This is a genomic window from Paraglaciecola sp. 20A4 (assembly GCF_011378905.1).
Lineage (GTDB): Bacteria > Pseudomonadota > Gammaproteobacteria > Enterobacterales > Alteromonadaceae > Paraglaciecola.
In genome coordinates this window covers 138415-164834 of record NZ_WTPY01000001.1, presented here as the reverse complement: position 1 = coordinate 164834, position 26420 = coordinate 138415, and the positions used below count along the sequence as shown (strand labels likewise).

The following is a 26420-nucleotide window of genomic DNA, read 5'->3' as shown; positions in this document are numbered from 1 at the left end:
ATGTGTGGGATAGTCGGCGCGATTGCAGAACGTAACGTAGTAGAAATATTGCTAGAGGGCCTAAAACGTTTGGAATACCGTGGATACGACTCTGCTGGTGTTGCCTTGCTCGATTCCGAAGGCAATCTAACCCGTACTCGACGCACAGGTAAAGTTAAAGAATTAGCTGATGCTTTGCACAATAATCCCGTCAAAGGCAGCGTGGGTATTGCCCACACACGCTGGGCAACACACGGTGGGGTAACCGAAGCTAATGCCCATCCACATTTTTCCAGCGAGCGTGTCGCCGTTGTGCATAATGGCATTATTGAAAACTACCAACATTTACGTGCTGAACTATCAGCTAAAGGCTATGGTTTCACATCTGACACGGACACTGAATCCATCGCTCATCAAGTTCATTATGAATTAGATCAAGGCGCAGATTTATTACAAGCGGTGCAAACCGCGGTGAGTAAATTCAAAGGCGCATACGGCACAGTAATTATTGATAAGCATGAACCTGATCGCATGATCGTTGCACGCTCTGGTAGTCCGCTGGTTATCGGTTTTGGTATCGGGGAAAACTTTATTGCTTCAGACCAAATGGCACTCTTACCCGTCACGCGTCGTTTTATGTATCTTGAAGAAGGCGATGTAGCAGAAGTGACACGCACCAGCGTGACCGTATATGACCAAAGTGGCCAAATCGCCGAACGCGATATCGTCGAATCTGATATCGAGCACGATGCTGGCGACAAAGCCGGTTATCGCCACTACATGCTCAAAGAAATTCATGAGCAACCGACAGTAGTACGTAACTGCTTACAAGGCCGTTTAGGTGAACACGACATCAGCCCGAATATTTTTGGCCAAGGAGCTGATGAAGTTCTAGCGAATATTAAGCACGTGCAAATCGTCGCGTGTGGCACCAGCTATCACTCAGGCATGACGGCCAAATATTGGTTAGAGCAATATGCCAACGTATCATGTAACGTTGAAATTGCGTCTGAATTCCGTTATCGCAAATCTTTTGTTCACCCAAATAGCTTGTTGGTTACCATATCTCAATCGGGTGAGACAGCCGATACTTTGGCCGCTTTGCGCTTAGCAAAAAGCTTAGGTTATACCTCGAGCTTAGCGATTTGTAATGTACCTGGCTCATCATTGGTACGCGAATCCGACCTTGCTTTTATGACATTGGCAGGCGCCGAGATTGGCGTTGCATCAACGAAAGCGTTCACCACTCAGCTCACCGGCTTCTTAATGCTGACATTAGCCTTAGGTAAGCATAACGGTATGAGCGACGTGGACCACAAAGCGATTGTTGATGGGTTACACAGCCTACCAAGCAAATTAGAGGAAACCTTAAGTCTGACACAAGGCATTAAAGACCTAGCTGAAGAGTTCGCAGACAAGCAACACAGTTTGTTCTTAGGCCGTGGCGACCAATACCCTATCGCAATGGAAGGTGCCTTAAAACTTAAAGAGATTTCCTATATTCACGCCGAAGCGTATGCGTCAGGTGAGCTGAAACATGGTCCGTTAGCGCTGATTGATGATGAAATGCCCGTCATCGTGGTTGCCCCGAATAACGAGTTACTCGAAAAGCTAAAATCTAACGTGGAAGAAGTGCGTGCCCGCGGCGGCATCATGTATGTGTTTGCCGATAAAGAAGCCCACTTCAAAAGCGATAAAACCATGCGTGTAATCAACGTACCCCATTGCGCCGCGGCGATAGCGCCGATTATTTACACCCTGCCATTACAGCTACTGTCATACTACGTAGCCATCATCAAAGGCACAGATGTAGATCAACCTCGGAATTTAGCCAAGTCGGTCACTGTCGAGTAAGACATTGATTTTAAATAATTTTTTTGCGTTCTAATTAAAGTTTGAAACTGGGTTAGGCTAAAATTGCTTGCCCAGTGAATAGCGATCCAACCGACGAAGCTCCCCTTAGTAATTGGTACGCTCATCCATTGGGGGTAGCTTTATGTGAATTACTCAGGACTTAATCTTATCGACGGTTCTGTGCCAGAATTGGACTCTCATTATTCAGTCAATACAAGCACAAATATACCAAAACGTTCATACTGGTGTAGCTAAAAGACTTTCACAACGATTGTGTGAAATTAGTGCAAAAAACCAAACTCATTGGTTTTAAATTGACCCTGACCCCAGTTTTACAGATCCAACTTTATTTATCTCGGACATCTGTGTGCACTTTAATTAATGTTTAAAACCGGATCGAATGAGCTGGTTTTAAAGTAACATATGAATATTCATATGTATTTAACTGTGATTTTAGGCCGATAGGATATAATCACTCCACCTTTTTCAACGTAAATGCGCCGCGAATATCCCCTACATTAAAACCCAATGCTTCATCGTAAGGATACAAACTATTGATTTTTTCCTTTAACGTGGGTGACACACTGTTACCGTGACAATTTAAACACAGCCCGCCAGTAGGTATCGCTTTCATATAGCGAAAAACAGTTTGCCCGTTATCTTGCACCGTGGAAAAGGTATCGATATTGCCTACTGCTTCGCCCGCTTCTTTTCGTTGCTCGAAGCGTTGTAGATTGGCTAACTCCCAATTATCAGGGCTATTATGGGCATTTCTGACTTTCAATGATGTACGCTGCACATCCCAACCTGACTGCTTTGAAAGATTAGATGAAATAGCTGGAGCCTCTAGATGACAGACACCCAGCGCATTTATCAGTCCCCCTTTTTCAATCGCTGCTGACAACGTACTTTTAAGCGTTTCACTGAATTCTTTAATCAGTAAACGCGCTTCTTTCATTTCGCTTTCATTGGCCTGAGTTGCTGCACTGATAAAAAGTGGAAAGGCGAGAATACCGAGAAAGCCGATTAATTTAGTCATGTTATTTCCTCTTATTATGAGCAAGTTTAACTCTGCAATTTAGGGTAAACGTACGTTAAGCATATCATTCTGTACACAACCGTAAGCTTAGATTAAAATCCTTAAACGAGTTTGATTTAAAACAACTTTCGAGAGCGATAGCAAGCAAAGAAAAGAAAGTCAGTTTACTATTTCCACATTAGTCCATCGACGAAAAGACAATGCAATGCGTGTTCATTGATACTACACCTTTAAGTGAAAGCGGTCGGATAGGCTGTATAATACTTAAGGAGCTATTGAGAATAATGCTTTGGTCTATGACTGACTTGCTGTCAGTTCTTTTGTCATACACTAAGACTCTTTAGTCAATTATCAGCTATGGAAAGTCCGGTCCATTTCAAAGCGTCTTAACGAGGTGAAACAACCATGTTTAGAAAAAGCGTTTTGGGCTAACGCCTATACGCGCTTTAAACACTCTGGAGAAACTAGCTGTTTCAGCATACCCCACTTGTCTAGCTATCTCTTCGACCGAAAGACCGCTTTTTAGTAACAATTGAGCTCTTTCCATCTTTGAAGAGAGTAATAACTCCCGAAAGCTCGTTCCTTCTTTTGACAAATTTCTTCTGAGTTGGCGACTGCTAATATTTAAACTGTGAGCTACTTGCTCAAAATTTATCGACAAACCGTATTCTTCTATTAAATCGATGACACGCCCAAGAAAGGTTTGTGAACGCTCGTGTTTTGCCAGAACTTCGTCACAATACCGTTCGCTGGCCAAGCGAATTTTTCTATTGGGTTGTGGTAACGCCCGCTGTTGTATCTCAGTGTCGAAAGAAATTTGATTATAGGGTGCATCAAAGCAAATATTGGCCCCAAAATATGCATCATAGGCCTTAGTGGGTCTGGTTGACCTCATCGAGATTGATCTGACAGACACTGGCGCTTGTAAAAGGCTGGAAAATAATGACATACAAGCAGCTAATCCCCTCTCCTGGCAAAATCGCTGACAGTCTTCTGGAACATAACTGTCATTGACTCTAATACAAAAATCCTGCTCGGTCGATGCCAATTCGTAGCGACTGAATGACAGGCCAAACCAGCGATAACGTTCAGTAAGCTGTAGCGCTTGTTCCAAAGTTTCACAGGCTGCCATTGCTTGACCAAGCACACCCATAGCCGAGGTATTATAGTGGCGGGCAACTATAAGACCGAGTTCTTCATCCGTACCGCGAAATCTTTGGATGTTACGGATTAGTGTCAATTCTTGCCACGACTGTATGCTGGCTAATGGCTCGTCTAGAGAAGAGGGGTCGATGGCGGTCCCGACTAGGCAGTCCGACAAGTTCATTCCAAATTCCAAGCCTGTTTTTATCAAAATCGATACACCAGTGGTGTCTCTTAATCCTTGCCAATCAATCACACTAGCCAGCCCTATAACGGTAAACGGTGAAATGGAAGCCGTTAAACTAGCGATCTTGTCCGAAACTGTCAAATTTCGGCCATTTCCACACTGGCGTCTGTGTATTTTTTGTTCAAGACTAAGCATCTATAACAACCTTTCTGGAGCTTATTCCTTATGATTATCGCACCCAATGCAGCAACCAACAGACCATCGGCTCAATATAAACACATTGATGTTCGCCCCTTGACGGGGGCTTTGGGTGCAGAAATTTTTAACGTAAACGTTACGCAGTTAAGTACGTCCGAAATAGCGGAAATAAAACAGGCACTATCTGATCACTTAGTCGTATTTTTCAGGGATCAGGAATTGAGTATTGAAGATCAAGAAACCTTCACCTTACATTTTGGCGATTACGGAATAGACCCATTTGTGCCGGGTTTAGAAGACCACCCGCATGTATTGCGGCTTGTTAAGGAGGCAGATGAATCTACCGGTTACGTTTTTGGTGGGGCTTGGCATAGTGACTGGTCGTTTCAAGAAGCCCCTCCTTCGTACACAATTTTATATGGTTACGATATTCCGCCTTATGGTGGAGATACGATGTTTGCTAACCTCTACCAAGCGTATGAAATGTTATCACCAGAGATGCGGCGCGTATGCGAGTTACTGCAAGTGACTCATAGCGCTCGCCAAGGTTATGCTCCGAGTATGGCGGGTGTTCACGACTTGTACGAAAATATGGAAGTCATTGCCAGTGAAGAAGCATTGAACATTAATGTTCATCCCATGGTGTGCCGTCATCCTGTGACAGGTCGTAAACTGTTGTTCTTAACCGGCGTATACAGTATTGGTATTGAAGGAATGCATCAAGATGAGGCCGACACCTTACTCAATTTTCTAAAACAACAGATAGAACACCCAGTTAATACCTGCCGCTTTAGGTGGCAAAAAGGGTCTATTGCTATGTGGGATAACCGCTGTGCACTGCACCTTCCCATGGGTGACTACCACGGTATGCGCCGGGAAATGTATCGGACGACCGTAGCCGGCAGCGTCCCCAAAAAGTAAAAATGGTAAACTGGGTAAACTGGGGTCAGGGTCAACTTAAAACTTTAAACTGGGGGCAGGGTCAACTTTTAATTTTTTTAAGCCTGTGAACAGGCTTAAAAAATGATATGCGCAGCTAGCGCAATAATAGGAAGAGTGACAAGGGTGCGAAGGATAAAAATAACGAATAGTTCAGCAAAATTAACAGGGATTTTGCTGCCTATGAGTAATGCGCCTACTTCACTCATATAAATCAGCTGACAAACAGACAATGTCGCGATAACAAATCTGGTGAGATCAGACTCAATTGAACTTGCTAAAATTGATGGAATAAACATGTCGGCAAATCCTACCACAATGGTTTTTGACGCCTCGCTTGCTTCTGGGATATGTAATAGTTCGAGTAACGGTATAAATGGCATGCCTAAGTAATTAAAAAGAGACGTGTGCTCCGCCAGTATCAGCGCAATAGTACCAATAGCCATCACCACTGGGATCACGCCGAATATCATATCGACAACATTTTTCAGCCCTTCCACCAATACCTGTTTTACCCCGCCAGACTGAGCTGCTCGGGTGAGTGCCTGCTCAATTCCCCATGAAAAAACATGGTGTTCTTTAGGCACGCTTTCATCATCAGCATGCCTTGGTGATTGGTCGATATAATGGTCTTTCTTCCAACATAGTGGGGGCAGTTTTGGCACAATAATAGCGGCAACAACGCCAGCAAAAATGACCGTTAGGTAAAAAGGGATAAATAAGTGTTCTAATTTGACCTGAGTAATCACCACTAAACTAAATGTAATGGAAACCGCCGAAAAAGTGGTACCGATGACCGCGGCTTCTCGCTCAGTATAAAATCGTGACTCATATTGTTTTGTGGTCATTAAAATGCCTACACTTCCGTCCCCTAACCATGACGCCAAACAGTCAATTGCACTTCGTCCTGGTAAGTTAAATATCGGGCGCATAATTTTGGTCATTAATGTGCCGCAAAATTCGAGAAGCCCAAAATTAAGCAGTAGTGGCAGTAACATTCCCGCGAATAAAAACACTGAAAACAACACAGGTATTAAATCATTTAGTACTAAGCCACCTGTATCGCTTGACGTGATAATCGTTGGTCCCACTTGAAGGTAGGTTAAGACGATAAACACAGCACCAAGCACCCGCATAAGTAACCAAAAAGACGTGACCGTCAGCAATGCATTTAAAAATGCGCTTTGTTGTATGAATTTAGGTTTAGTTAACGACACCATACTTGAAGCGATGGCCATGAAAACCACAATGATTGTCATAATAAGTTGAATGCTCCAACCCATTTCGGCTTGCAATACTTTTGCAGCAACAGCAATGGGTATGGTAATGGCACCTTCAATACTAATGGGCGTCATAAACAGTAATAAGCCAATAAGGGAAGGAAGGATAAAGGTGAGCAGTGTTTTCAGATTATGTTGCTTGTTCAATTTTTTTACTTCAAGGCTTCTAAGGTGGGAATCACCTTTTTGGTCGATGGGATTCATCCTGTTCTTTGGCGACAAATTTGTCTTAACAGTATTGCTTGGAAAGCAAGATTAACTGCTAATTTCAACTATGTAAAATGTTTACGTGTGCAGTCTTAAAGACCTTGGGAGTAAAGCATATTTTCTGACCAGATAAAGGTCTTTAGCTAGGTGTTAGTGAATAAGGGATATCACTTTCGTTTACGTTTTAACTCAACCCTATGAATGACTGAGCAATTTTTATTAATGCTTTTTCTTTTTTAGGACTAAATAAAATATTGTATTTATTGCTTTGAAAAACTTAAAAAGCCCACCACTAAGTAAAGAAAAAGTCAGCGAACCATCACACTTTTGAGCGCCGAGGGCAAGATGGATTTTAGTTAACCACACACTTTGCGCATATAGACCTTTCAAAGAGAGTTTAACGCCTTTTATTTACACAAAAAGTTGCTATTTAGACTTAACAAACAGGCTGTAACTTACTGTAAAACCTTGCAATAAGTGTTAGGTGAAAAATCGATAACAAAAGCTGTTGTCACTTGGCCTATCACCTTGTTAGCATAGCGCCGATCTATCCCTAATTTGTGTCTTTAGCGACTATATATATCGCTATCATAAGGAGTGAACTTGAATAAAAGTATGCTAACCAATGCTGTTGCCTTGATATTACTGATACTCGGCCTAGTGTTAGAAAATTCGATTGTTACCACTGTGGGCATATTCGCCTTGTCCGGTGCGATCACAAACTGGCTCGCCATATACATGTTATTTGAAAGAGTTCCGCTACTTTATGGCTCAGGTGTAATTCCATTGCGCTTTGAGGATTTTAAAGCCGGAATACGTGATTTGATGATGACGCAATTTTTCACTGAGCAAAATATTGCCCGTTTCCTGAGCAGCGACAACCAACAACTTAAACTGGACTTAACGCCGGTGCTTGACAAGGTCGACTTAGAGCCAACCTTTGACTCTTTGGTAGAGGTTATTAACGCGTCTTCTTTTGGCAGTATGTTGGGTATGTTTGGCGGGGCTGAAGCGCTTACTCCACTGAAACAACCTTTCGTGGCAAAAATGAAAGAGTCATTAATTGGTATTAGCCAAGATGAGCATTTTTTAAACCTGTTAAGTAATCAACTTGAACAGCCCGATGTGATGAATGACGTACAACAAAAAATAGAGTCTATTGTCGAGCAACGCTTAAACGAACTGACCCCAAAAATGGTCAAAGACATCATTCAAGCCATGATCAAAAAGCACTTAGGTTGGTTGGTCGTATGGGGCGGTGTGTTCGGTGGTCTCATCGGATTAATCACTATTTTACTGGTCGCTTAACACTCATTGTCTGCGTTTTTTGCCACAATTTTGCCACAAATAGCGTTAACCAATTTGTGGCTTTTCTTAGTTATATCTTAGTGCTAGCCGATGATTCGTTAGCGCTGGGGTATTTAATTTCCCACTTAGATTTTATGCATCCTCTCTTTACTGCAGCATTGATATAAGACGGTGATAATAGGCATATGAGTAAGCAGTTCTATATCATTCTCGTCTTAGGCAAAAAATAGTTAAATTAATCCCCACCGAAACTTGTAAATAATTCTCATTTAGATTAAATTGATCCTGCCTGTTTGATACTGAGTTTCACTGGTCCTGGCTTGGTGTCGCATCCATGGCAGATATTTCAAAAGAAATATCTGCCTTTTTCCTTATTTCTACCAAAATCCCCCGAAGTTAGAATAATTTACGCCACAATTATTGATATTTAGTCATCCGAGGAGTACGGTTCAATATCGGTATTTCGAGGCAAATGAACTGCCCGAAGCTGAATTATTTTACGCTGAAGTGGATGACATGGAATGAAGTATCTTGCTAGTGGTAGAATGGCCAATGCTGTTTTTATATTGACCTTTTTAGTTGGAAGTATCATTGCACTCCAACTTTTTAATACAGGTGTGTCAGCTTATCGTGACCAAGAACTTGGTCATGCCCAACATCATCTTCAACAATTTGTTGCCCGCTACGATATTGCATTGCAACAAACGATTTCCCGCAGTAGCAAACTAGCCCAAGCGCTTAGTACCAATACGACGCCGTCCGAATCTGAGTTAAGAAATTTTATTCAGCTGGTATACCCGAAGCCCCAAGACGTTGGCGATATTTATATGCTTAGCGTTGCAAAGGCGAATGATATTCAAATCCCCCGCTTTCATTTTTCACCTGAAATCGGTCTGTCATTACCAGGCTCAACCGCTGGCGACTACATTACCCCTTTTTTAGACCTAGCACGGGTGGGTAACGACATAATCGTCTCTCCTATTATTCTTTCACCAATGAGCCAGAGAAAACTACCTATATTCGTTATTGTTCAGCCTTTAGCTCGCTCAGCTAACCAGAATGAAAGAGCATATTTGATTACAACGCACCGCGTTGCGTCTCTAACGCAAGCATTGCCTGAAGAACTTAATAATGAAAATTACGCTTATGTTTTAGAAGATCATGAGCACAACCACTATGCTTATCCCGATGATAAAATGCTGGCAGATATTCCGATCAATAAAACTCAGCAGTCGGGTATTTCAAACCTAAATGTCCCCCTTAACATTCTTGGTCAACAGTGGCAGCTTTGGGTTTATCCGCCAAGTTCTAAGTTACAACCTGTTGATTGGTTTCATTATATTTATTTGACGCTGGCCATTTTAGGTTGCTTGCTTGTAAGCTTTTTATTGCGCTCAGGTTTGATCCGTCATAGGCAATTACATCAACTTTTTTTGCAACAAGCAGAAGACTTGGCCAACAAACAGGAAGCGCTTAGCAGCACTCAAGCAGCCTTGCTTGATAGCCAAAAAACCGCAGAACGAGCGCTAGGGGGTAAAACCCAGTTTATGACCACTTTAGGTCACCAAATACGTACGCCAGTAAACGGTATTATCGGTATGACTGATCTGTGTATGCAGACAGAACTATCCCTTAAGCAACAGGATTACTTACGTAAAATCAACGCATCTGCTCAACATTTGAATGCAGTACTGGGTGATTTATCAGATTACGCGCTACTTGAGTCAGGTGAGTTACAATTAGTCGAGCGCCCATTTTCACTGCATGAAGTCGTTGATGGCTTGTACGCGATGCTGTCTAAAGAAGCACAAGACAAAGGTTTAGCATTTAATATTACTGTTCCTCACACCGTGCATTGCGATCTGATAGGCGACAGCAGACGACTCAGTGAAATCATGCTCAATTTGTGCCTCAACGCGATTGAACACACCAATAGTGGGCATATTCATCTGCTCATGAGTGCTGAGGAAGACCAGCCTATGCTGTCAATTAACAGCGAATACCAACTCACGTTTATGGTGACCGACACAGGTTCAGGCATCGATAATGAGGACATATCAAGACTGTTCAATAATGGTCAGCCTCTAAGGAAACAAAAAAATGTTAATGGTGGATTAGGGCTGTCGATTAGCCAAGCATTATGCAAGCTGATGGGAGGGGAAATCACCGTAAGTAGTCAGTTAGGTATCGGCAGCTGCTTTAAAGCCCAAGTGAAATTGAAGTTAAACAATCTTATTATCACCGCACCAGATGCCCCTAAAATATTATCAAAACCTCAACGGGTTATGGTCATTGACGATAACCCTATTTCTCTCACAATGCTCGAAAACGCACTTAGTAGCATGGGGGCAGCTGTTGACGGCTATCATTTTGCCAATGATGCCCTTGATGCATTAATTGAAGAACAACAGCCAGACGTTATATTACTCGATTGGGTGATGCCCCAAATGGGCGGGCTGGCATTCTTGACTCGTTTGCAACACTTAGAAAAAAAGATCACCAGTCGAATATTGGTTTTAACTGCTTACGATGGCAAAAGCATTGCCCGTATGACTCAGCACTTCACCGTTGAACGTATTCTTAGCAAACCCTGCCGAAATGAAGAGTTGTTTCATATTATCGAGGGCAATGACACGATCCCCATGACCAACATCCTAGAACCCACATTAGATGGCTTGGTGGTAATAGTCGCCGAAGATAACATGATCAACCAAGAAATTATTTGCGAACTGTTAACGCAAGAAGGGGCAACAGTGATCCCGGCCAATGACGGACAACACTGTATTGATGAATTACAGCGGGCGGATCATGTTGATATCATTTTAATGGATATCAATATGCCAATTATGAATGGATTAGACGCGTTAAAAGTTATTCGCCAAGATCTCGCCATGAAGAATCTGCCTATTGTTGCCTTAACTGCGAATGTTCTTGAGCAAGATAAACAGAAGTATTTACAGCAGGGCATGAACGAACATTTGGGCAAGCCTTACGATAGAGACCAAATTGTTGAGTGCATTTTACGCCTAACCCACAGAGACTAATGATAAACAGCTCGTTACGACTAGTTACGGGTCTGTTTAGCCATTTCAATAAATGCGTTCTGGTAATCAGGCCTAGCTTCACCAGCCCTAAAACCCACATGAATATCTTTAAAAATACCCTGTTGGCCTAACCTCACCGGTACGATTGGTAAGTCTTTTTGGTGTTGCTCCACCAGCCATTTAGGCAAAGCAGAAACACCGCGACCTGCACTGACCATTTGCAGCATGATTTCTGTCGTTTCAATGGTTCGATGCCTTTTGACTCCAGCACCTGCTGGGGTTAAAAACTGACTGAAAATATCTAATCGACTCGCTTCCACTGGGTAAGTAATCAGCACTTCGTTATTCAAATCTTGTGGCTTAGCAAAACGTTGCTTTGCTAAAGTGTGTTCTTGAGCTACCACCAAAACATGTTCATAGTTAAATACGGGAAGGTACTCTAAGCCCTTTTGAAATAATGGGTCAGGGGTGATTAGCATATCAATATCATAACCAAGTAAAGCCCCGAGACCACCAAACTGAAAGGCTTGACGTACGTCCACGTCCACATCAGGGTACTGATTAAGAAATGGCGCGACGACTTTTAGCAACCACTGATAGCACGGATGACACTCCATACCGATCCGCAGCGAGCCTCGTTGCCCTTGAGCAATTTGTTTAATCAACTGCTCACTGTGCTCAAATTGCGGTAATACGCGATTAGCTAAGTTTAACAAGCCCAGCCCCGCCTGCGTTAAGCGTAATCGACGACCATCTTTTTGCCATACCGGTGCCCCCAAATGCGCTTCAAGTTTTTTAATGCCATGACTCAGGGCAGATTGGGTGAGATACAAAGCATTCGCTGCCTCGGTTAGGGTGCCATATTTATCTACTGCATAAATAATGGCTAAGTGATGTCGTTCAAGCATTGGTCTATTAACCTATGAGTAAAATTCATGGAAAACTAAAATATACCATTATTTTTATTAGGTTCTTATGACTATATCCGTTTATCGCACCTCAAATAGAGCGATGGAGGGCTAACTGCATAACTTAGGATTGCTGTATATCACAAAGCAATGCGAGAAAAAATTTTCGCTCGACGTTTATCGGCAAAACGATATTGGTTAGGTTAAAACAAAAAAGCAAGAAATTGCCCTTAGAAGAGCTCGAAACCGGGCTTGCGTATAAATACTATCTTACTTTTTTAATTTTCAACGCGCGTTTAACCTTGCCTTTAACAAATCGCCAGGGTGTTTGTGGTCCTTTAGGGACACATAAGCGTAAATGCGCATAATCTTCATCATTAAGCTGGACTTCACCGCCATGGGCGAGCAACAAAGAATGCGGCTGAATGTCAATTAACCGCTCAACTGAATGGCCATATAAGTCGGGGAAAAAAACCGGGAAGGGAGGGATAAAGCGTTTTTTTACTTTTACCACTAAATCAGCAACATACATTCGACGACTAGGCATATGCATAATAGATAAGTCCCGGTCAGTATGCCCTGGCGTTTCAAAAACACACCATTCGTCAAACCCTGGGATAACTTGCTCATCGGTTAATGTTATATCAGGCTTAAGTGTTTTAGCGTACCACAAACTTTTGCGTTCACGCCCCAGTCGCCCTGCGACCCAGCGTGCCAACGTAATATCCGTTAAGTACATTAACCATCCACTGACCCCTTTGTACCAAGAGTGCTGTGCATCTGCTGATACAATTTGACACCCAGTCAAGCGTCGCAATTCATGCGCAGCGCCAGCATGATCAGGATGCATATGAGTCACCATTACGGTTTTTAAATCAGTAAAAGGACGGTTCAGCTCATCGACAATAAACGCTTTTAGGGTATCTACATCAGCACGAGTACATCCATCAAGCAGCATCAAGCCGTTTGGATACTCGACTAAATAAATAGACTGAATATAGCCTGGTAAGTGATGTAACTTCATATATACAGCTGCTCTTATTAACTAGGTTTTATACCACTGCACCATACGTTGCCAACCCTCTACATCATACTTTTTGTTTTAAATAGTTAAGCAAAAAAAATCAATATAGGAATGTATCAGTTTTAGCGGCAACAGAACTTGGCTTTATAATGTTGTATTTCCTTGGGTATTGCACGAAACCTGAAGATCATAATTGAATAAGAGGTTGCTATGCAAAAATCGTTTTAGCACAATGTTGCTCGCTATTTTTTAGCCTATAACACGCAACAATATCGTATCGTTAATAAAACCCCATCGACCTGAAATTGCAAGGAATGTACTGTGACCAAATCTGAATCAGCCAGCTCATTATATGTCATCGTGGGCTCAAAAAACCCTGTAAAGGTTAACGCTGCGAAAAATGCTATCGCTATGCTCTACCCAGAACGCAATGTGGTCTGTCACGGTATGCACGCCCCTTCAAACGTGGCAGAACAACCCATGACCAGTGAAGAAACGCGTATCGGTGCAATCAACCGAGTTAAATTTTGTCAGGAAAATGCCGAAGCCGATTTTTACATAGCAATGGAGGGCGGTGTGGATAAGTTCGAATATGGCCCAGCTACATTTGCCTATATTGTTATAGCGAATCATGAACGTCAATCAATTGGGCGTGGCGCGATTATGCCCATTCCTGAATTGGTTTATCAGGCTTTGGCTGGTGGGCAAGAATTAGGGCCATTAATGGACAAACTCTTTAACACGCAAAATATCAAACAAAAAGGGGGAGCAATTGGCTTACTGACCAATGGCAATGCGACCCGAGAAGGTAATTATACTCACGCGATAGTGCTGGCTATGGCACCTTTTTTACACCCAGAGTTATATCCTGTTTTGACTCAGAGCAACAACGCTAATTGATATCCCCTAGAAGGTAAGGGTTACGCGCACACCAAGATGTTCGCCGTCTGCAGTTAGTCGATTTTCAATTTGAATATCTGCCCCATGGAACTGGGCAATAACTTTAGCCATATATAATCCTAGACCAAGATGGGGTTGCGCAGAGCCATGCTCACTTCGCACTGAAACCATTGAGTCGAACAACTTGTCTTGCATATCATGTGGTAAAGGTGGACCGTCATTATCGATCGAGAGCAAATGATGATTGCCACTTTGCTCGAAGGTAACCTTTATGACTGTATGGATTGGGCTAAATTCCAGCGCATTAGCGATTATTTTATCCAGCATTTGTCCAAACAAGTCTGGCGAACCCGAAAGCATGGTGCCTTCATGTTGATTAATAAAGGTAAATTCATGGCTGGAATACGTCATTCGATAACCCGCCACATACCCTTCTAGCAGCGCAGTTATATCAAACTCTTCACGTTCACTGCTTTGAATTGCCTGTTCTAGGCGAGTTGCCTCGCTCATATTGTTTAAGATCGTACTCAGGCGTTTTATACCCAGTTGCGCCCGATCAATATATTGTGCATCTTCTGAGCTTTGCTCACTAAGCTGTAAATTCTCCAGGGACGATTTAACAATCGCCACTGGCGTACGTAATTCGTGAGACAAGCGTGCCGACATGTTTTGTAAATAGGCGTTATATTGTCCTAATTTCTCCAGTACGATATTAAACGTGGTGGCCAAGTCGCCAATTTCATCTCGCGCATTGGCATTAGGGATCGTTGCCACTATCTTGCCGTTACTATCGATAGCCGCTTCGGTTTGGTTTCTTAGCTTACGAATACGAAATGACATACGTGACGCAAACAAAAATAAGGCTAAGGTGCCCAGTCCCATCACAGCTAAAATCACATGAAAAAGTTTTTCTAGCGCACGGTTTCTCAGGGTCCGTATACCATTCGTCGTTTGCTCAACAACCACCGCACCCATTACTTTTTCATCAATATATATAGGGTGCGCAGCAGATAGTATCACCGCTTTATTGTCTGGACTTAAACGCCACAACGAAGCAGGGGTGCCCGCCAATGCGTCATTAATATCTTGGCCCTGCAGCGCATAAGCATCTTGCAAGTCATCAATGAAATCTGCTGGAGGCTTAGTTAAAATTTGGTAGTAAATAGGCAGTAACCAATCACGTTCTATTTTTTGCCACCATTCAGTGGCATCTGAGTTTTCAGCCGCGTAAGCCGTCGCGCTCAATCCTACAGATTTATGGATACTTCCCGAGCGCGCTAATACTCGTTTATGTTTATCAATCACCCATACCCGCGCATTGGAATACTTAAGGCCTTTGATAATTTTTTCTATTTCTGGTGATGGCACCAACACGGTGCCAAGAGCATCAACTTTGTTCGGATTAGCAGTACCAATGCGATAACGCATTCTGCGCGTAACGGGATCATCCACATCGGTTATGGCAAAAGCAATTTTACTGCTCATCATGCCGAGTGGAAAACGTAGTTCAATATTGTAGCCTTGCTCTGTATTCAGCCAGCGCCCTTGAATTTGGGTTTCTAGCGCCACTGGTCGCATAGAGTCCAACGGCTCCGATAGTAAATAAGCATTCACCCACCCGGCTTCCTGCGGCGCAACCACATAGCGTTTGAAGCTTCCGTCTGGCGCTGTCATCGCTATTTGCAGGTAGTCATTACGATCAACTCGTAAACTATCCCTATTACGCAACAGCACTGTCTCGTCGGTTACTTCAAACATGGCGTATAAATACAAACCGAACTGCCCGACCATATGCCTAAAGTGAAAACTATCAGGCTGATATTCATGGTCGAAATTCAATAAGTGAGCTTGCCCATACTCAATACTCAAGTGTTGATAGTCGAGCCAGTCATCCAAATTACCGTCCAGACGAATGGGATCGTGAATTTTATGCGCGTAAAGGTCAGTGCCAGGTTTCACATCCGTTAAGTAAGCACTTTGCGTATCGAACAAAGAAGGACGTTCGTGAAGCGCGGTTGCCACCGCTCGAGCAGTACCGACCATGGTTTGCTCTTGCCCTATGCGCAGGTAACTTTCTAACTCCCACACGAATTTATATCCCAGCCAGGGAATAGCAAATAAAAATAACGATAGAGCCAGTAACTTTACGCGGATACCAAAACGCAGACGAAATGGTCGTCTTATTGGAGATTTATTTACTGGATGACTGGATGAGCTGGGCATAGTAGATTATTTTTCAACTCCATTTTTCCAGCGATAACCCATGCCGTAAACCGTTTCGATACGATCAAATTCGCTATCCGCTTGCTGAAATTTCTTACGAATACGTTTGATATGAGAGGTAATAGTACTGTCGTCAACCACCATCTTAGATTCATCCATCAATTGTTGGCGACTCTTTACATGTCCAGCATATTTAGCAATAGCATGCAGCATCCAAAACTCGGTCACTGTCAGTTCTATACCCTGCTCTTTCCAACTAACTGTCATGCGTTTACTGTCAATACTCAACGCACCTGTCTGAATTACGTCTTCGGATAGTTGAGGCTGATTCAGCAAAGACACTCGGCGAAACAATGCCGCAATACGCGCCAGTAAGTGAGGTAGGCTAATATCTTTGGTCAAGTAATCGTCTGCGCCCATTCGTAAACCGCAAATAATGTCGTAGTCGTTATCTCGGGCGGTGAAAAATATGATTGGCAACGTTTTAGATAAACTGCGCAACTGCTGGCATACCATAAAACCGCCATCTATTTCATCCTGTAGGCCAATATCGATGATCGCTAAGTCAGGTAGGCGCTGGGCAAAGCCTTGCTCTGCTTGTTGCCTATTTGGATAACAAATAACGTCGTAACCTTGCTTTTTTAGCGCCCCTGCGTAATTTTCCCGAATAGCGAGATCATCTTCTACTAGCGCAATACGTTGGGACATAACTACTCTCATTGGAATTTGTGCGCTCACTATATCCTAAAATACCGGCAGTTTTGACGTACCACAGCAAATTCCATTTTTTCGCCACAATTGCCCCACAGATTGCCATTTTTCACCCACTAATTAGCCCCAAAGTCCCTGTGTAATAGCGCTAACAAATAACTGTTCACACAATTTGGAGTTTGCCATGAAATATGCAGCCATCGCGTTAACCCTATCACTCATTATCAACCAAGCAATTTCACCACTTGCTTTAGCTAACACGAGCGCGGCGCCCGCTTTAAAAAAGCAAAACACGCAAAACGACGCACTGGGATTTGGTTCAGGTGCATTATTAGGTACGGCCATCGCTGGCCCCGCCGGCGCAGTGGTGGGAGCGATATTTGGTTTATTTATTGCCAATGATGTTAATAACGACAAAGCGCTTGCTCGTTCAGAAGCTGCCTTAGTGAATAAAGAACAACAATTACTCGCCTTGCAGTCAGCGAATAGTCGGATGCACCAGCAAAGCATGGCACAATTGGCTAGCTTAGAGACAATAGAGACTAAGGGAATTGACAATGTAACGAGTATGTCATCGATTGAAACCAGCATTCAATTTCGCACTGGCTCTTATCTAATAGAACCTCACTACCAACGCCAATTAAACTTGTTCGCCCAGTGGCTGCGCCAGTCGCCTGAATTACACGCTACATTAGCGGGATACGCTGATGAACGAGGTAATTCACATTTCAATCAGGCGCTTTCACAACAACGCGCTATCAGTGTAAAAAAATATCTTATTAATCAAAACGTCAATTCTAGCCAACTGCGCACCGAATCGTTTGGTGAGACCCAAGAGTTGGCTGTAAAAGATGATCTGGAAGGATTATTTTTCGCTCGTAAAGTAACGGTTTCCATCGGTAACGCCCCATCAACGTCAATCATGACGGCTGCAACCCAATAATATAGTCAAATCAAACGGAGAACAGGAATGTCCCTTTTACTCAAACTTAGCGGTTTATTGCTGGTGATTTGCACAGTAGGTGTATTGCACAGTGCCGCGTCCCAGTACTTGATTCAACCAGAGCGCAATGGAGACATTATGCACAAAGAACAGCAAAGCCCAGTCAAATACCGCCAAGTAGTCGCAGATAAACAAATACCGCAAAACGTATATGTTGACAGCATTAATGATGTTGCACAAGGCAGCCTATTTTATACCCGCCACGAGCCACCAAATGAGCAAAATAATATGCAAAGCGAAAGCGGCGTTCTTGAACACAAGCGCCGTTATCAGTTGAGTCCTCTATTAAGTACAGAGGTAAAAATTAGCGTGACAGGCATGATTGCCCGCACCCAAGTCACCCAGCGTTTTCATAATCCAAGTCAGAATTGGGTGAACGGTATTTATGCCTTTCCGCTACCTGAAAATGCTGCGGTAGATCATCTCAGCATGACCATAGGTGAGCGAGTCATTAGCGGAAAAATCATGCCTAAGGAGCAAGCTAAAGCACATTTTGAAAAAGCCCAAAGCCAAGGCAGAAAAGCCAGTTTAATCGAACAACGCCGTCCTAACTTATTCACCAATGCGATAGCCAATATAGGCCCACTGGAATCGTTGAGTATCACCATTGAATATCAACAAGTCGTAGGCTTTGATGAGCAAACTTTTAGCTTGCGCTTTCCTATGACGATAACCCCTCGCTACTCCCCCACTACCCGCAATGCCCAAACTAAAAGTATCGTGGCAAATGTGAACGACCAAGGCTGGGCTTCAAGTACTGCAGCCTTAAGCCAACAAATAAAACCTGTTGCTGAAAGCACTAACCCCATTCGTATTAGCGTGGATCTAGACAGCGGCTTTTTACTCAATGCTAATGATATTGTCAGTGAGCACCACAAGGTAACCATATCGCCAAAAAATGAAGACACGAGCAGTGATGAAATAAAGCGCTTCTATATCAGTTTTACTAAGGATCAACCGGCTAATCAGGATTTCAGTTTAACGTGGCGTCCCGCTGCAAGTGATTTACCCAGTGCCGCACATTTTAGTGAAACCCAAGCTAGTGAAACCCAAGCTAGTGAAACCCAAGGTGGGTATCGGTACGGCCTTGTAATGTTGACACCTCCGTTGCAAGACCCACATAACAACCAACGCATGCCAAGAGACGTTATTCTTTTGCTCGACACATCAGGCTCTATGGCTGGCGAGTCAATCATACAAGCCAAACAAGCGGTCGCATTCGCCTTAAACCAGTTACATACCGACGATCGGGTAAATATTATTGAGTTTAATGACCAACCAAGACCCCTATGGGATCACGCAATGCCAGCCAGTGCCGGGAATATTCAGCGCGCTAAAAACTGGGTATCTGGATTAATTGCCGATGGCGGTACCGAAATGGCTTCCGCTTTAACGCTCGCTTTACACACTAAAACGGCAACAAATAACGAAGGCACTTCACCTACTAACTCGGCGCTGCGCCAAGTCGTTTTTATCACCGATGGCAGTGTTAGCAACGAAGATGCATTAATGAGTCTTATTGAAAACGAGCTGAATAACAGCCGACTGTTCACGGTGGGTATTGGCTCTGCGCCCAACAGCTACTTTATGACTCAAGCAGCACAAGCGGGTCGCGGCACGTTCACTTACATAGGCGATGTAAATCAAGTTCAGCAAAAAATGCGTAAACTCTTTACTAAACTCACCACTCCCGTGATGCAAGATATCCATATCGACTTTGTCAGAGATACAGAGTTTTACCCGAGTGTCATTCCAGATTTATATGCTAATCAGCCAGTTGTTATTCATTATAGGGTGCCGGTGCTTCACAGCGAAAACGACGCAACTGTGCAACAACCCGACAATGCTATAAAAGTAACGGGACGACAATCGGCGCTGCCATGGTCAGTACGTATGCCACTGAGCCCCACACCACAACGTGCAGGCTTAGGCGTGGCGTGGGCACGCCAGAAAATCACTCAATTAAGCAATACTTTACGCAGAGAAACAGACCAAGACATGCGTCAAAAGTGGCAAGACAGCATCACTCAGCTTGCCCTAAAACATCATATTGTTAGCCAGTTCACTAGCTTAGTTGCTATTGATGAGAAAATATCCAAGCCCACCAATGAAACCAGCAAAGACCAGCCTGTTCATCACAACATATCAGCAGGCTCCACTATGTTGGCAGGAAACCTACCGCAAACGGCCAGTAATATGCCGTTGCAAATAACTTTAGGGCTATTGCTTATCGGGGGAGCCCTGTGCGCTCGTTCGAAAAAGGTAGTATAAAAAAAGAGCAGCCAGCCCGCTGGTTGCGCATAAAAACTGCGCGCTTTCGGGCTGTTACGCTTATCTGCTTAATCAGTGGCGGATTGTTATTTTCTCATGGCATATACATGTGGGCCAAAGCACAATTAGCTCAAGTATTAATTGCTCAGGCTTGGCAAAATGCTTTACAGGTCACCGCGTTTGCAGCAAGTAAACCACGCATAATGTTAAACACTGTTAAGCAAAATCAAAACATTAAACCATGGCCTTGGGCAGACACCTACCCTGTGGCTAAATTACAATTCGCCCAGCAATCATTATATGTATTGGCTGGGGCGTCAGGACGTACAATGGCATTTGGTCCAGGGCATATGAGCGCAACGCCACTGCCGTTCGAAGGCGGTAATAGTGTAATAACAGGTCACAGAGATACCCACTTTTCGGCGCTTCAGTACCTCAATAATGGGGATTTAATTGAGGTAGAAACGCAGAAAGGAAAAGGGCAATATCGGGTGACAAAAAAATTTATTGTGGATCAGAGTCAAACCCAAATAATCGAATCTCAAAATCAAGATCAACTCACTCTAATAACTTGTTATCCATTTAATTCGATATTACCGCAGCCGACCTTACGTTTTGTCGTTAGCGCACAACGCGTGATAATGGCTAAGAATAGTAATGTGATCTACGCCGCTAAGTAAATAATATGAACAGGGAGTGTCTAACCGAGATAGCTACGCACTATTTATAATCCAACCCCGCCTAATTGCATTGAATTTTCGCTTGCAGAAACCAGAAACTAATAACATCTTTGATTAGTGAAACCAGCTCAATGTAGTTATTAGGTTTTGTTAAATACGCATTACACCCAATCATGTGGCACTCGTTAATATCGACTTCAGAGTCCGAAGTAGTGAACATAATCACTGGAATGTGTTTCAAGGTGGGGTTTTGCTTAATTTCAGCTAAAGACTCTCTACCTGATTTGCGTGGCATATTTAAATCTAACAAGATAATACTAGGTAAAACTTTAGCATTATTTAAAAAGTCGATCAGTTCTTCGCCATCATCCACAAAACGGAGCTTATCTAAAACAATTCCATTATCTAAAAACGCATCTTGAATTAACTCTTGGTCATCTACGTCATCATCAGCAACCAATATGTAACTGACAGCTCTGCTCTTTTTGGCAATATAACTGGCATCTTTGTCCACAATAAACACAACCTTTTTGAGTTTAGGGTTTCAGTGACTCAACCGTCGAAGAACGCCTAAAAATACCAATATTAATATATGCAAATGCACCGTATTTATAATAAAAAATTATGGCGCACCCATTGCTTGCTGGAAGGAGCGAAGTCAACAACTAACCGTGGATATTACCACAAGAAATAACGCTAAGATAAGGACAAAATGTATTGTTATGCTACTACTGATATTCTAACTGGCAGCGTGACGAAAAACGAAGTGCCAACGCTGGCCTTTGACTCGGCCCAAATTTTACCACTGTGACGATTGACAATTTTTTTGCAAATGGCTAGTCCAAGACCCGTGCCCGTATATTCAGATTTAGCATGCAGGCGCTCGAATAGATCGAATATTTTATGTGCGTGCTCTTTGTCAAACCCAATACCATTGTCATTAAATTCTATTGTCACAAAGTCAGTGTCTCGGCTTATCAATCGAATGTATAAAGACGTTTGCACATCATCCTTTGTGAACTTCATCGCATTTTGAATAATGTTTTGCGCAACCCTATGAAGCTGATTTTTGTCGCCAAAGACCATACCGATTTTCTCTTTAAATATGGTTGCCTGCTGTTCAGAAATCAATACCTCTAAATCAGTAATGACATCATCGAGTATGTCGTCGAAGTTAACGCCCTCAAACTCGTCATTCGAGCGATGGATCCTAGAAAAACTCAATACACCTTTTATAAGGGACTGCATACGTTCTGCTGAACTCATCATCTTTGAAAGATAAGCATGGCCCTTTTCACTCAAGGTCATTTCTGTTTGTTGAATACGCCCACCAAAGGACTGAATTTTGCGCAGCGGTTCCTGTAAGTCATGGGACGCTACAAAAGCAAATCGCTCTAACTCTCGGTTTGATTCTTCGGACTTCGTTAATGCTTCGACCAGTTCATTTTGAACTTTTTGCTTATCCGCAATTTCTGTTTTCAGCTCCTCGGTACGCATATCGACCTTATGCTCTAACGCCTCGTTCAACAACTCAAGCCGTTCAGATTTAGACAAGACGTAATTAACGATTGTGTCTCGAAACTTTAGCGCACTAGATAACTCAATCGCTTCCCAGGCAAGAGATTGATTTTTAACGTTTTCACGCCATAACCTAAATGAGCTTCGCGGCATCAAGCGGTGACTACCGTCATCTAAAAATTCAATAACTTTTTCCGGCTTTCCCCCCCAATCTTTGGTCTGTTCTACTTCTTGACGAAACCAAATTACAAACAAATTACTGACAGACGAGACTGATAAAATAAAGACACCACTGGAGATATCGCTAATATCTAAAAAGTCGCTATTTTCTTTGCCTAAATTTTTGCTGTAATAAATATTGTCCTCTGCGAGTTTGTTGGATACGGCCCAATTAAACAACGCCTCAATTCTTAGTGGCGCAGGAGTCTTACCGAAGCGCTCTATATTCTCCTCTAATCGCCAAGCCACGCCAGATGCATTCATCATCTGCATAAGATTATCTGATTCTTCACGTAGGCCGTCTGTGAAAAAAATACGTTCTGCCATCTTGGCGGTGATCGACGCATTGAGTGACTTCACAGCGGAATCTCGGTGCTCAGCCTCGGCCTGAACTTTTAATGAAATTAAGTAGGACAACATAAGCCCCATATACAAGGCTACTTCTCGGGTTTCAAATGGCACTATGTGAGGGGAGTAATGATGGCAAGCAATCAATCCCCAGAGCTTGCCCGACACCACTATGCTGATCGACATTGAGGCTCGCACCCCCATGTTGCGCAAATACTGACAGTGAATCGGAGACACACTACGTAAAACAACTTTACTCAGGTCAATCGGACGGTCATTGGGATAAAGCATTGATTGCTGAGCATCGACATTCGCCAATAAACGAATAGGGTTTTTTACGTACAATTCTCGTGCCTGCTTAGGAATATCAGACTCAGGGAAATGCTGCTTCAAAAAGGAATTAAGTTCACTTTTTTTAGCTTCAGCAATAACTTCGCCATTGTAATCAGCGTCGAATTTGTAAAGCATTACCCGATCAAATCCCGTTACTTTACGGATTTCGTTCACTGAATAAGCAAACACGCTGTTTAGATCTTGGGTATTAACCAAATCGTCTAACGATAAGTTAATAAGATTTTTCACTGGATTGAATGAGCTAGCACCGACCGTTAGCTTTTGTTCTAATTCAACCAGTAAAAAAGTATCATTTAAGCTTAAAATTGCATTGAAGACATGCTCGCCATGCTCGAGACTTTTTGCTGTTACTTGTTGTGGATTAACGTCGTGAAAGCCTTTGCTAAAGTCCAACTCTGTTACCAGCCCAGCAAAATCGTTATCAAGCAGTTTGGTTAAGGATAAGCCAATGAGTTCATCGATAGGGCGAGCCATAAGATCCGCAAGGTTTTGGCTGCCATACCGTAAGACCAAGGTGTCTGCTTCGAAAACCATCAAATAACCGTGAGGTTGAATAGAGCCAGGAATATGAATGGGCTCCTTGTGGCAATTGTCTAATGTCACATCAAACGGTTCGTTCATGTATTCAGCCCCTCTAAGCAATCATGGATTGACTGAAACGCAAGTTCAGCTCCTGCTTTTATCTCGTCATAATCATCAGGATTATGCTCGTAGTATTTTTGTAATACTGCCAAGAACTCGTGCCAATTGGCCATTCTTTTAATTCCGTAACTAGCAAAGAATGCAACACCGTGCTGGGCGTCTAACCACGAATGGCGCGTTAACCGAGCTTGGATGTGTTCACCGCCTAGTGTGGCGCCTTCAATGACGTAAAGTAACCCCATAGCTTGCGCCGGTGACGATAAATTCAAAGTCATCTTGCTTAGGTGCTTGCCTTCGACCTGTGTGATAAGGGGCTTCAAATGGGCAATATCGTTTTCCAGCCAACGCAACTTGCCCCTATTAACATAGGCCCTCTGGGATACTGAATAATTGTTGACGGCTTGTTCCATCTCCTTATAAGCATTATGCATGCGCAATAATACGTGATAATAGGTTCGCGCATTCAAGTCGCGATGAAACAAAATTCTCGATAATTTCCCTTCAACTTCCCTGTGTAAACCAGCCGTGCTCGTCTTGAGAAAAAGCCCAATCGACATTGGCTTAATATTGCTATTGGTCATACTAGATTTTACTTTATTCCCTTTTCACTGCATTAAAACATGGGGCAGAGATAGCGTCTTTGTGTTGTGTTGTGTCGTGTCGTTTCTTTCATTGCTTATCAAGCTGTCCCTTTTTGGGCGCCTCATATGACGAGCACTAATCATTTAAATTTGTAACCTGCTCATTACCCTCGACCATTTGTTGCTTGGTTAGATCTTTCAACTTGCTTAACATTTTGGCATCAAATTACCCCTTAAACAACCAATGATAGGTTGCAAATCTTGTCGTTACTGTTACGTTTAACGCAGTATTTAAGCGGTGTGGTGGGCATCATTGAAAAACCTTACCTTGGTCTCTAATTTGCAAATTGGGCCATTTGTAAACCGTATTGCTCTATGTATTCTAGCCATAAAAAGGCGTGTCATAAGCGCATAAACATGAGTCTAAGCAGCAATGTTTGCTGTGATCTCTGTGCTTCATTCTGACTGTTCTAACACATCTATATACCAATCCTGGATTGACAGCATCGTAGAATCCAATATTCTATCGGCGATTTTTTAGCAAAATTCGTGAGTCCATGAACGCTTTATCCTTGCAGGCCCAATTTATCCGTATTCGCTCGAACAAACTGTTCGAGATTTTTGTGATTTCTGTGATCGTGTTTTCCGCTCTATTGGTTGGCGCGAAAACCTATGAAATGTCGCCCACGATGCACAATATTACTCAGTTTTTAGACTGGTTTATCAGCGCGTTCTTTCTCACTGAAATCACCATTCGGTTTTTAGCCGAAGAGCGTAAAAGAAACTTTTTTAAGAACTTCTGGAATATATTCGACACACTGATTGTTATCGTCAGCCTGATCCCGGCAGAAGATGCAGATTTAGCCGTTATCGCTCGTCTAGTGAGAGTGTTCCGGGTATTACGGATGATTTCTATCATTCCTGAGCTACGCATATTATTAGTGTCGTTAGTCAAAGCGCTGCCTCAGCTTGGCTACGTTATGCTATTGATGTTTATAATTTTTTATATATATGCAGCGGTTGGCAGTACCCTTTTCGGAACAATTAATTCAACGCTATGGGGAGATATCACTATTTCCTTATTAACCTTGTTTAGAGTCATGACCTTTGAAGACTGGACAGACGTCATGTACGAAACAATGGAGGTTTATCCCCTAAGCTGGATTTTCTATCTCACCTTTATATTCTTTACTGCATTTGCTTTTTTAAATATGGTGATTGGGATCGTGGTTAACGTTATGGAGCAAGAGAACGAACTGGCCCGCAAAGAAAAAGCGGCACTTGAAGCGGCAGAACATGAGCAAGAACATGAGGAAGAGCCAACTCTTAGCGATATACTGATCCATATTAAAGGGTTGCAGCGACAAGTCGAACAACTATCATCACAGACCACTAAGCAAAATAGAGATTAAAATTATGCATATCGTATGTCCCCAATGCTATGCCATTAACAATGTACCTGACAGCAAAGATCACACTGATGCGAAGTGCGGTAAGTGTCAGCATAAGCTACATACGTATCAGCCTTGTCAATTAACTCAAGGGCAATTTTATCGCTATATCGAGCGCAATGAACTACCGGTTTTAGTGGATTTTTGGGCCAGTTGGTGTGGTCCGTGCAAAGTAATGGCGCCCGTTTTTGCGAAACTAGCAGGGATAACGGAAGGTATTTTATTTGCTCAGTTAAATACCGAGCAAGCCCAACAAATCAGTACTGAGGCCGGTATTCGCAGCATTCCTACTTTGATTCTATTCCATCAAGGCAAAGAAGTAGACCGTGTATCTGGTGCGTTATCTGAGCCGCAATTAAAACAATGGATTATGCAGGCCATGCAGAAATGTTAAACCCCGTTCTATAAA

The 26420-nt window shown here is 42.9% G+C and carries 20 protein-coding genes; 10 read left to right on the top strand and 10 right to left on the bottom strand.

Going from position 1 to position 26420, the window contains the following annotated elements:
• Positions 1-1833 (top strand): glutamine--fructose-6-phosphate transaminase (isomerizing), encoded by a 1833-nt coding sequence (glmS, locus tag GQS54_RS00620; RefSeq protein ID WP_166422077.1) that lies wholly within the window; start codon positions 1-3, stop codon positions 1831-1833.
• A 472-nt stretch (positions 1834-2305) separates the two neighbouring features.
• Here glmS and GQS54_RS00615 read toward each other — a convergent pair whose 3' ends face one another.
• Together GQS54_RS00615 and GQS54_RS00610 are read right to left on the bottom strand one after the other, a co-directional pair.
• The gene (locus GQS54_RS00615) at positions 2306-2872 is read right to left on the bottom strand and encodes a DUF3365 domain-containing protein (protein ID WP_166422076.1); all 567 of its coding nucleotides are present in this window, start codon (positions 2870-2872) and stop codon (positions 2306-2308) included.
• Between the two features lie 409 nt (positions 2873-3281).
• A complete protein-coding gene (locus tag GQS54_RS00610; RefSeq protein WP_166422075.1) occupies positions 3282-4343 on the bottom strand; it encodes an AraC family transcriptional regulator in 1062 nt (353 codons plus the stop codon).
• An 84-nt stretch (positions 4344-4427) separates the two neighbouring features.
• Between GQS54_RS00610 and GQS54_RS00605 the strand changes: the two genes are divergently transcribed.
• Positions 4428-5321, top strand: coding sequence for a TauD/TfdA family dioxygenase (locus tag GQS54_RS00605; RefSeq protein WP_166422074.1), 894 nt, complete (start codon positions 4428-4430; stop codon positions 5319-5321).
• 95 nt (positions 5322-5416) lie between these two features.
• On the opposite strand, the gene GQS54_RS00600 is transcribed toward GQS54_RS00605, so the two are convergent.
• Positions 5417-6823, bottom strand: coding sequence for a YjiH family protein (locus GQS54_RS00600; protein ID WP_166422073.1), 1407 nt, complete (start codon positions 6821-6823; stop codon positions 5417-5419).
• A 606-nt stretch (positions 6824-7429) separates the two neighbouring features.
• Here GQS54_RS00600 and GQS54_RS00595 point away from each other — a divergent pair.
• On the top strand, positions 7430-8134 hold the full coding sequence (locus GQS54_RS00595; RefSeq protein WP_166422072.1) for a DUF445 family protein: 705 nt from the start codon (positions 7430-7432) through the stop codon (positions 8132-8134).
• A 521-nt stretch (positions 8135-8655) separates the two neighbouring features.
• The gene (locus tag GQS54_RS00590; protein WP_166422071.1) at positions 8656-11178 is read left to right on the top strand and encodes a response regulator; all 2523 of its coding nucleotides are present in this window, start codon (positions 8656-8658) and stop codon (positions 11176-11178) included.
• A gap of 20 nt (positions 11179-11198) precedes the next feature.
• On the opposite strand, the gene GQS54_RS00585 is transcribed toward GQS54_RS00590, so the two are convergent.
• Together GQS54_RS00585 and GQS54_RS00580 are read right to left on the bottom strand one after the other, a co-directional pair.
• On the bottom strand, positions 11199-12086 hold the full coding sequence (locus tag GQS54_RS00585) for a LysR family transcriptional regulator (protein WP_166422070.1): 888 nt from the start codon (positions 12084-12086) through the stop codon (positions 11199-11201).
• A 265-nt stretch (positions 12087-12351) separates the two neighbouring features.
• Complete coding sequence (locus GQS54_RS00580; protein WP_166422069.1) at positions 12352-13110, bottom strand: MBL fold metallo-hydrolase; 759 nt, start codon at positions 13108-13110, stop codon at positions 12352-12354.
• Between the two features lie 321 nt (positions 13111-13431).
• Here GQS54_RS00580 and yjjX point away from each other — a divergent pair, with 321 nt between their 5' ends.
• Entirely contained in the window at positions 13432-14010 is a 579-nt protein-coding gene (yjjX, locus tag GQS54_RS00575; protein WP_166422068.1) for an inosine/xanthosine triphosphatase, read from the top strand.
• 6 nt (positions 14011-14016) lie between these two features.
• On the opposite strand, the gene pdsS is transcribed toward yjjX, so the two are convergent.
• A complete protein-coding gene (pdsS, locus tag GQS54_RS00570) occupies positions 14017-16233 on the bottom strand; it encodes a proteobacterial dedicated sortase system histidine kinase (RefSeq protein WP_166422067.1) in 2217 nt (738 codons plus the stop codon).
• 6 nt (positions 16234-16239) lie between these two features.
• Positions 16240-16941: a proteobacterial dedicated sortase system response regulator gene (gene pdsR, locus GQS54_RS00565; protein ID WP_166422066.1), complete on the bottom strand. Its 702-nt coding sequence runs from the start codon at positions 16939-16941 to the stop codon at positions 16240-16242.
• 187 nt (positions 16942-17128) lie between these two features.
• Here pdsR and pdsO point away from each other — a divergent pair, with 187 nt between their 5' ends.
• From pdsO to GQS54_RS00550, 3 genes are read left to right on the top strand one after another with little or no spacing between them, the layout of a single operon-like run.
• Positions 17129-17887, top strand: coding sequence for a sortase-associated OmpA-like protein PdsO (gene pdsO, locus GQS54_RS00560; protein ID WP_166422065.1), 759 nt, complete (start codon positions 17129-17131; stop codon positions 17885-17887).
• 27 nt (positions 17888-17914) lie between these two features.
• Complete coding sequence (locus GQS54_RS00555; protein ID WP_166422064.1) at positions 17915-20218, top strand: marine proteobacterial sortase target protein; 2304 nt, start codon at positions 17915-17917, stop codon at positions 20216-20218.
• Positions 20191-20898, top strand: a complete 708-nt coding sequence (locus tag GQS54_RS00550; RefSeq protein WP_166422063.1) for a class GN sortase — start codon at positions 20191-20193, stop codon at positions 20896-20898. The genes GQS54_RS00555 and GQS54_RS00550 overlap by 28 nt, the downstream gene beginning before the upstream one ends.
• A gap of 61 nt (positions 20899-20959) precedes the next feature.
• Here GQS54_RS00550 and GQS54_RS00545 read toward each other — a convergent pair whose 3' ends face one another.
• The 3 genes from GQS54_RS00545 to GQS54_RS00535 form a co-directional block, all read right to left on the bottom strand.
• Positions 20960-21412, bottom strand: coding sequence for a response regulator (locus tag GQS54_RS00545; protein WP_166422062.1), 453 nt, complete (start codon positions 21410-21412; stop codon positions 20960-20962).
• A gap of 206 nt (positions 21413-21618) precedes the next feature.
• Entirely contained in the window at positions 21619-23958 is a 2340-nt protein-coding gene (locus tag GQS54_RS00540) for an ATP-binding protein (RefSeq protein ID WP_166422061.1), read from the bottom strand.
• On the bottom strand, positions 23955-24560 hold the full coding sequence (locus GQS54_RS00535; protein ID WP_166422060.1) for a biliverdin-producing heme oxygenase: 606 nt from the start codon (positions 24558-24560) through the stop codon (positions 23955-23957). Before GQS54_RS00535 ends, GQS54_RS00540 begins: the two co-directional genes overlap by 4 nt.
• Before the next feature lie 557 nt (positions 24561-25117).
• Here GQS54_RS00535 and GQS54_RS00530 point away from each other — a divergent pair.
• The gene (locus GQS54_RS00530) at positions 25118-25972 is read left to right on the top strand and encodes an ion transporter (RefSeq protein WP_166422059.1); all 855 of its coding nucleotides are present in this window, start codon (positions 25118-25120) and stop codon (positions 25970-25972) included.
• 4 nt (positions 25973-25976) lie between these two features.
• On the top strand, positions 25977-26405 hold the full coding sequence (gene trxC, locus GQS54_RS00525) for a thioredoxin TrxC (RefSeq protein WP_166422058.1): 429 nt from the start codon (positions 25977-25979) through the stop codon (positions 26403-26405).
• Positions 26406-26420: the final 15 nt, after the last annotated feature.

Bases quoted from the DNA above. Each gene is read 5' to 3' on its own strand.
- pdsR (WP_166422066.1), bottom strand. From the start codon at position 16,941: ATGTCCCAACGTATTGCGCTAGTAGAAGATGATCTCGCTATTCGGGAA.
- glmS (WP_166422077.1), top strand. From the start codon at position 1: ATGTGTGGGATAGTCGGCGCGATTGCAGAACGTAACGTAGTAGAAATA.
- trxC (WP_166422058.1), top strand. From the start codon at position 25,977: ATGCATATCGTATGTCCCCAATGCTATGCCATTAACAATGTACCTGAC.
- GQS54_RS00605 (WP_166422074.1), top strand. From the start codon at position 4,428: ATGATTATCGCACCCAATGCAGCAACCAACAGACCATCGGCTCAATAT.
- GQS54_RS00555 (WP_166422064.1), top strand. From the start codon at position 17,915: ATGTCCCTTTTACTCAAACTTAGCGGTTTATTGCTGGTGATTTGCACA.
- GQS54_RS00585 (WP_166422070.1), bottom strand. From the start codon at position 12,086: ATGCTTGAACGACATCACTTAGCCATTATTTATGCAGTAGATAAATAT.
- GQS54_RS00600 (WP_166422073.1), bottom strand. From the start codon at position 6,823: ATGAATCCCATCGACCAAAAAGGTGATTCCCACCTTAGAAGCCTTGAA.
- pdsO (WP_166422065.1), top strand. From the start codon at position 17,129: ATGAAATATGCAGCCATCGCGTTAACCCTATCACTCATTATCAACCAA.
- GQS54_RS00580 (WP_166422069.1), bottom strand. From the start codon at position 13,110: ATGAAGTTACATCACTTACCAGGCTATATTCAGTCTATTTATTTAGTC.
- GQS54_RS00615 (WP_166422076.1), bottom strand. From the start codon at position 2,872: ATGACTAAATTAATCGGCTTTCTCGGTATTCTCGCCTTTCCACTTTTT.
- GQS54_RS00530 (WP_166422059.1), top strand. From the start codon at position 25,118: ATGAACGCTTTATCCTTGCAGGCCCAATTTATCCGTATTCGCTCGAAC.
- GQS54_RS00540 (WP_166422061.1), bottom strand. From the start codon at position 23,958: ATGAACGAACCGTTTGATGTGACATTAGACAATTGCCACAAGGAGCCC.
- GQS54_RS00535 (WP_166422060.1), bottom strand. From the start codon at position 24,560: ATGACCAATAGCAATATTAAGCCAATGTCGATTGGGCTTTTTCTCAAG.
- pdsS (WP_166422067.1), bottom strand. From the start codon at position 16,233: ATGCCCAGCTCATCCAGTCATCCAGTAAATAAATCTCCAATAAGACGA.
- GQS54_RS00590 (WP_166422071.1), top strand. From the start codon at position 8,656: ATGAAGTATCTTGCTAGTGGTAGAATGGCCAATGCTGTTTTTATATTG.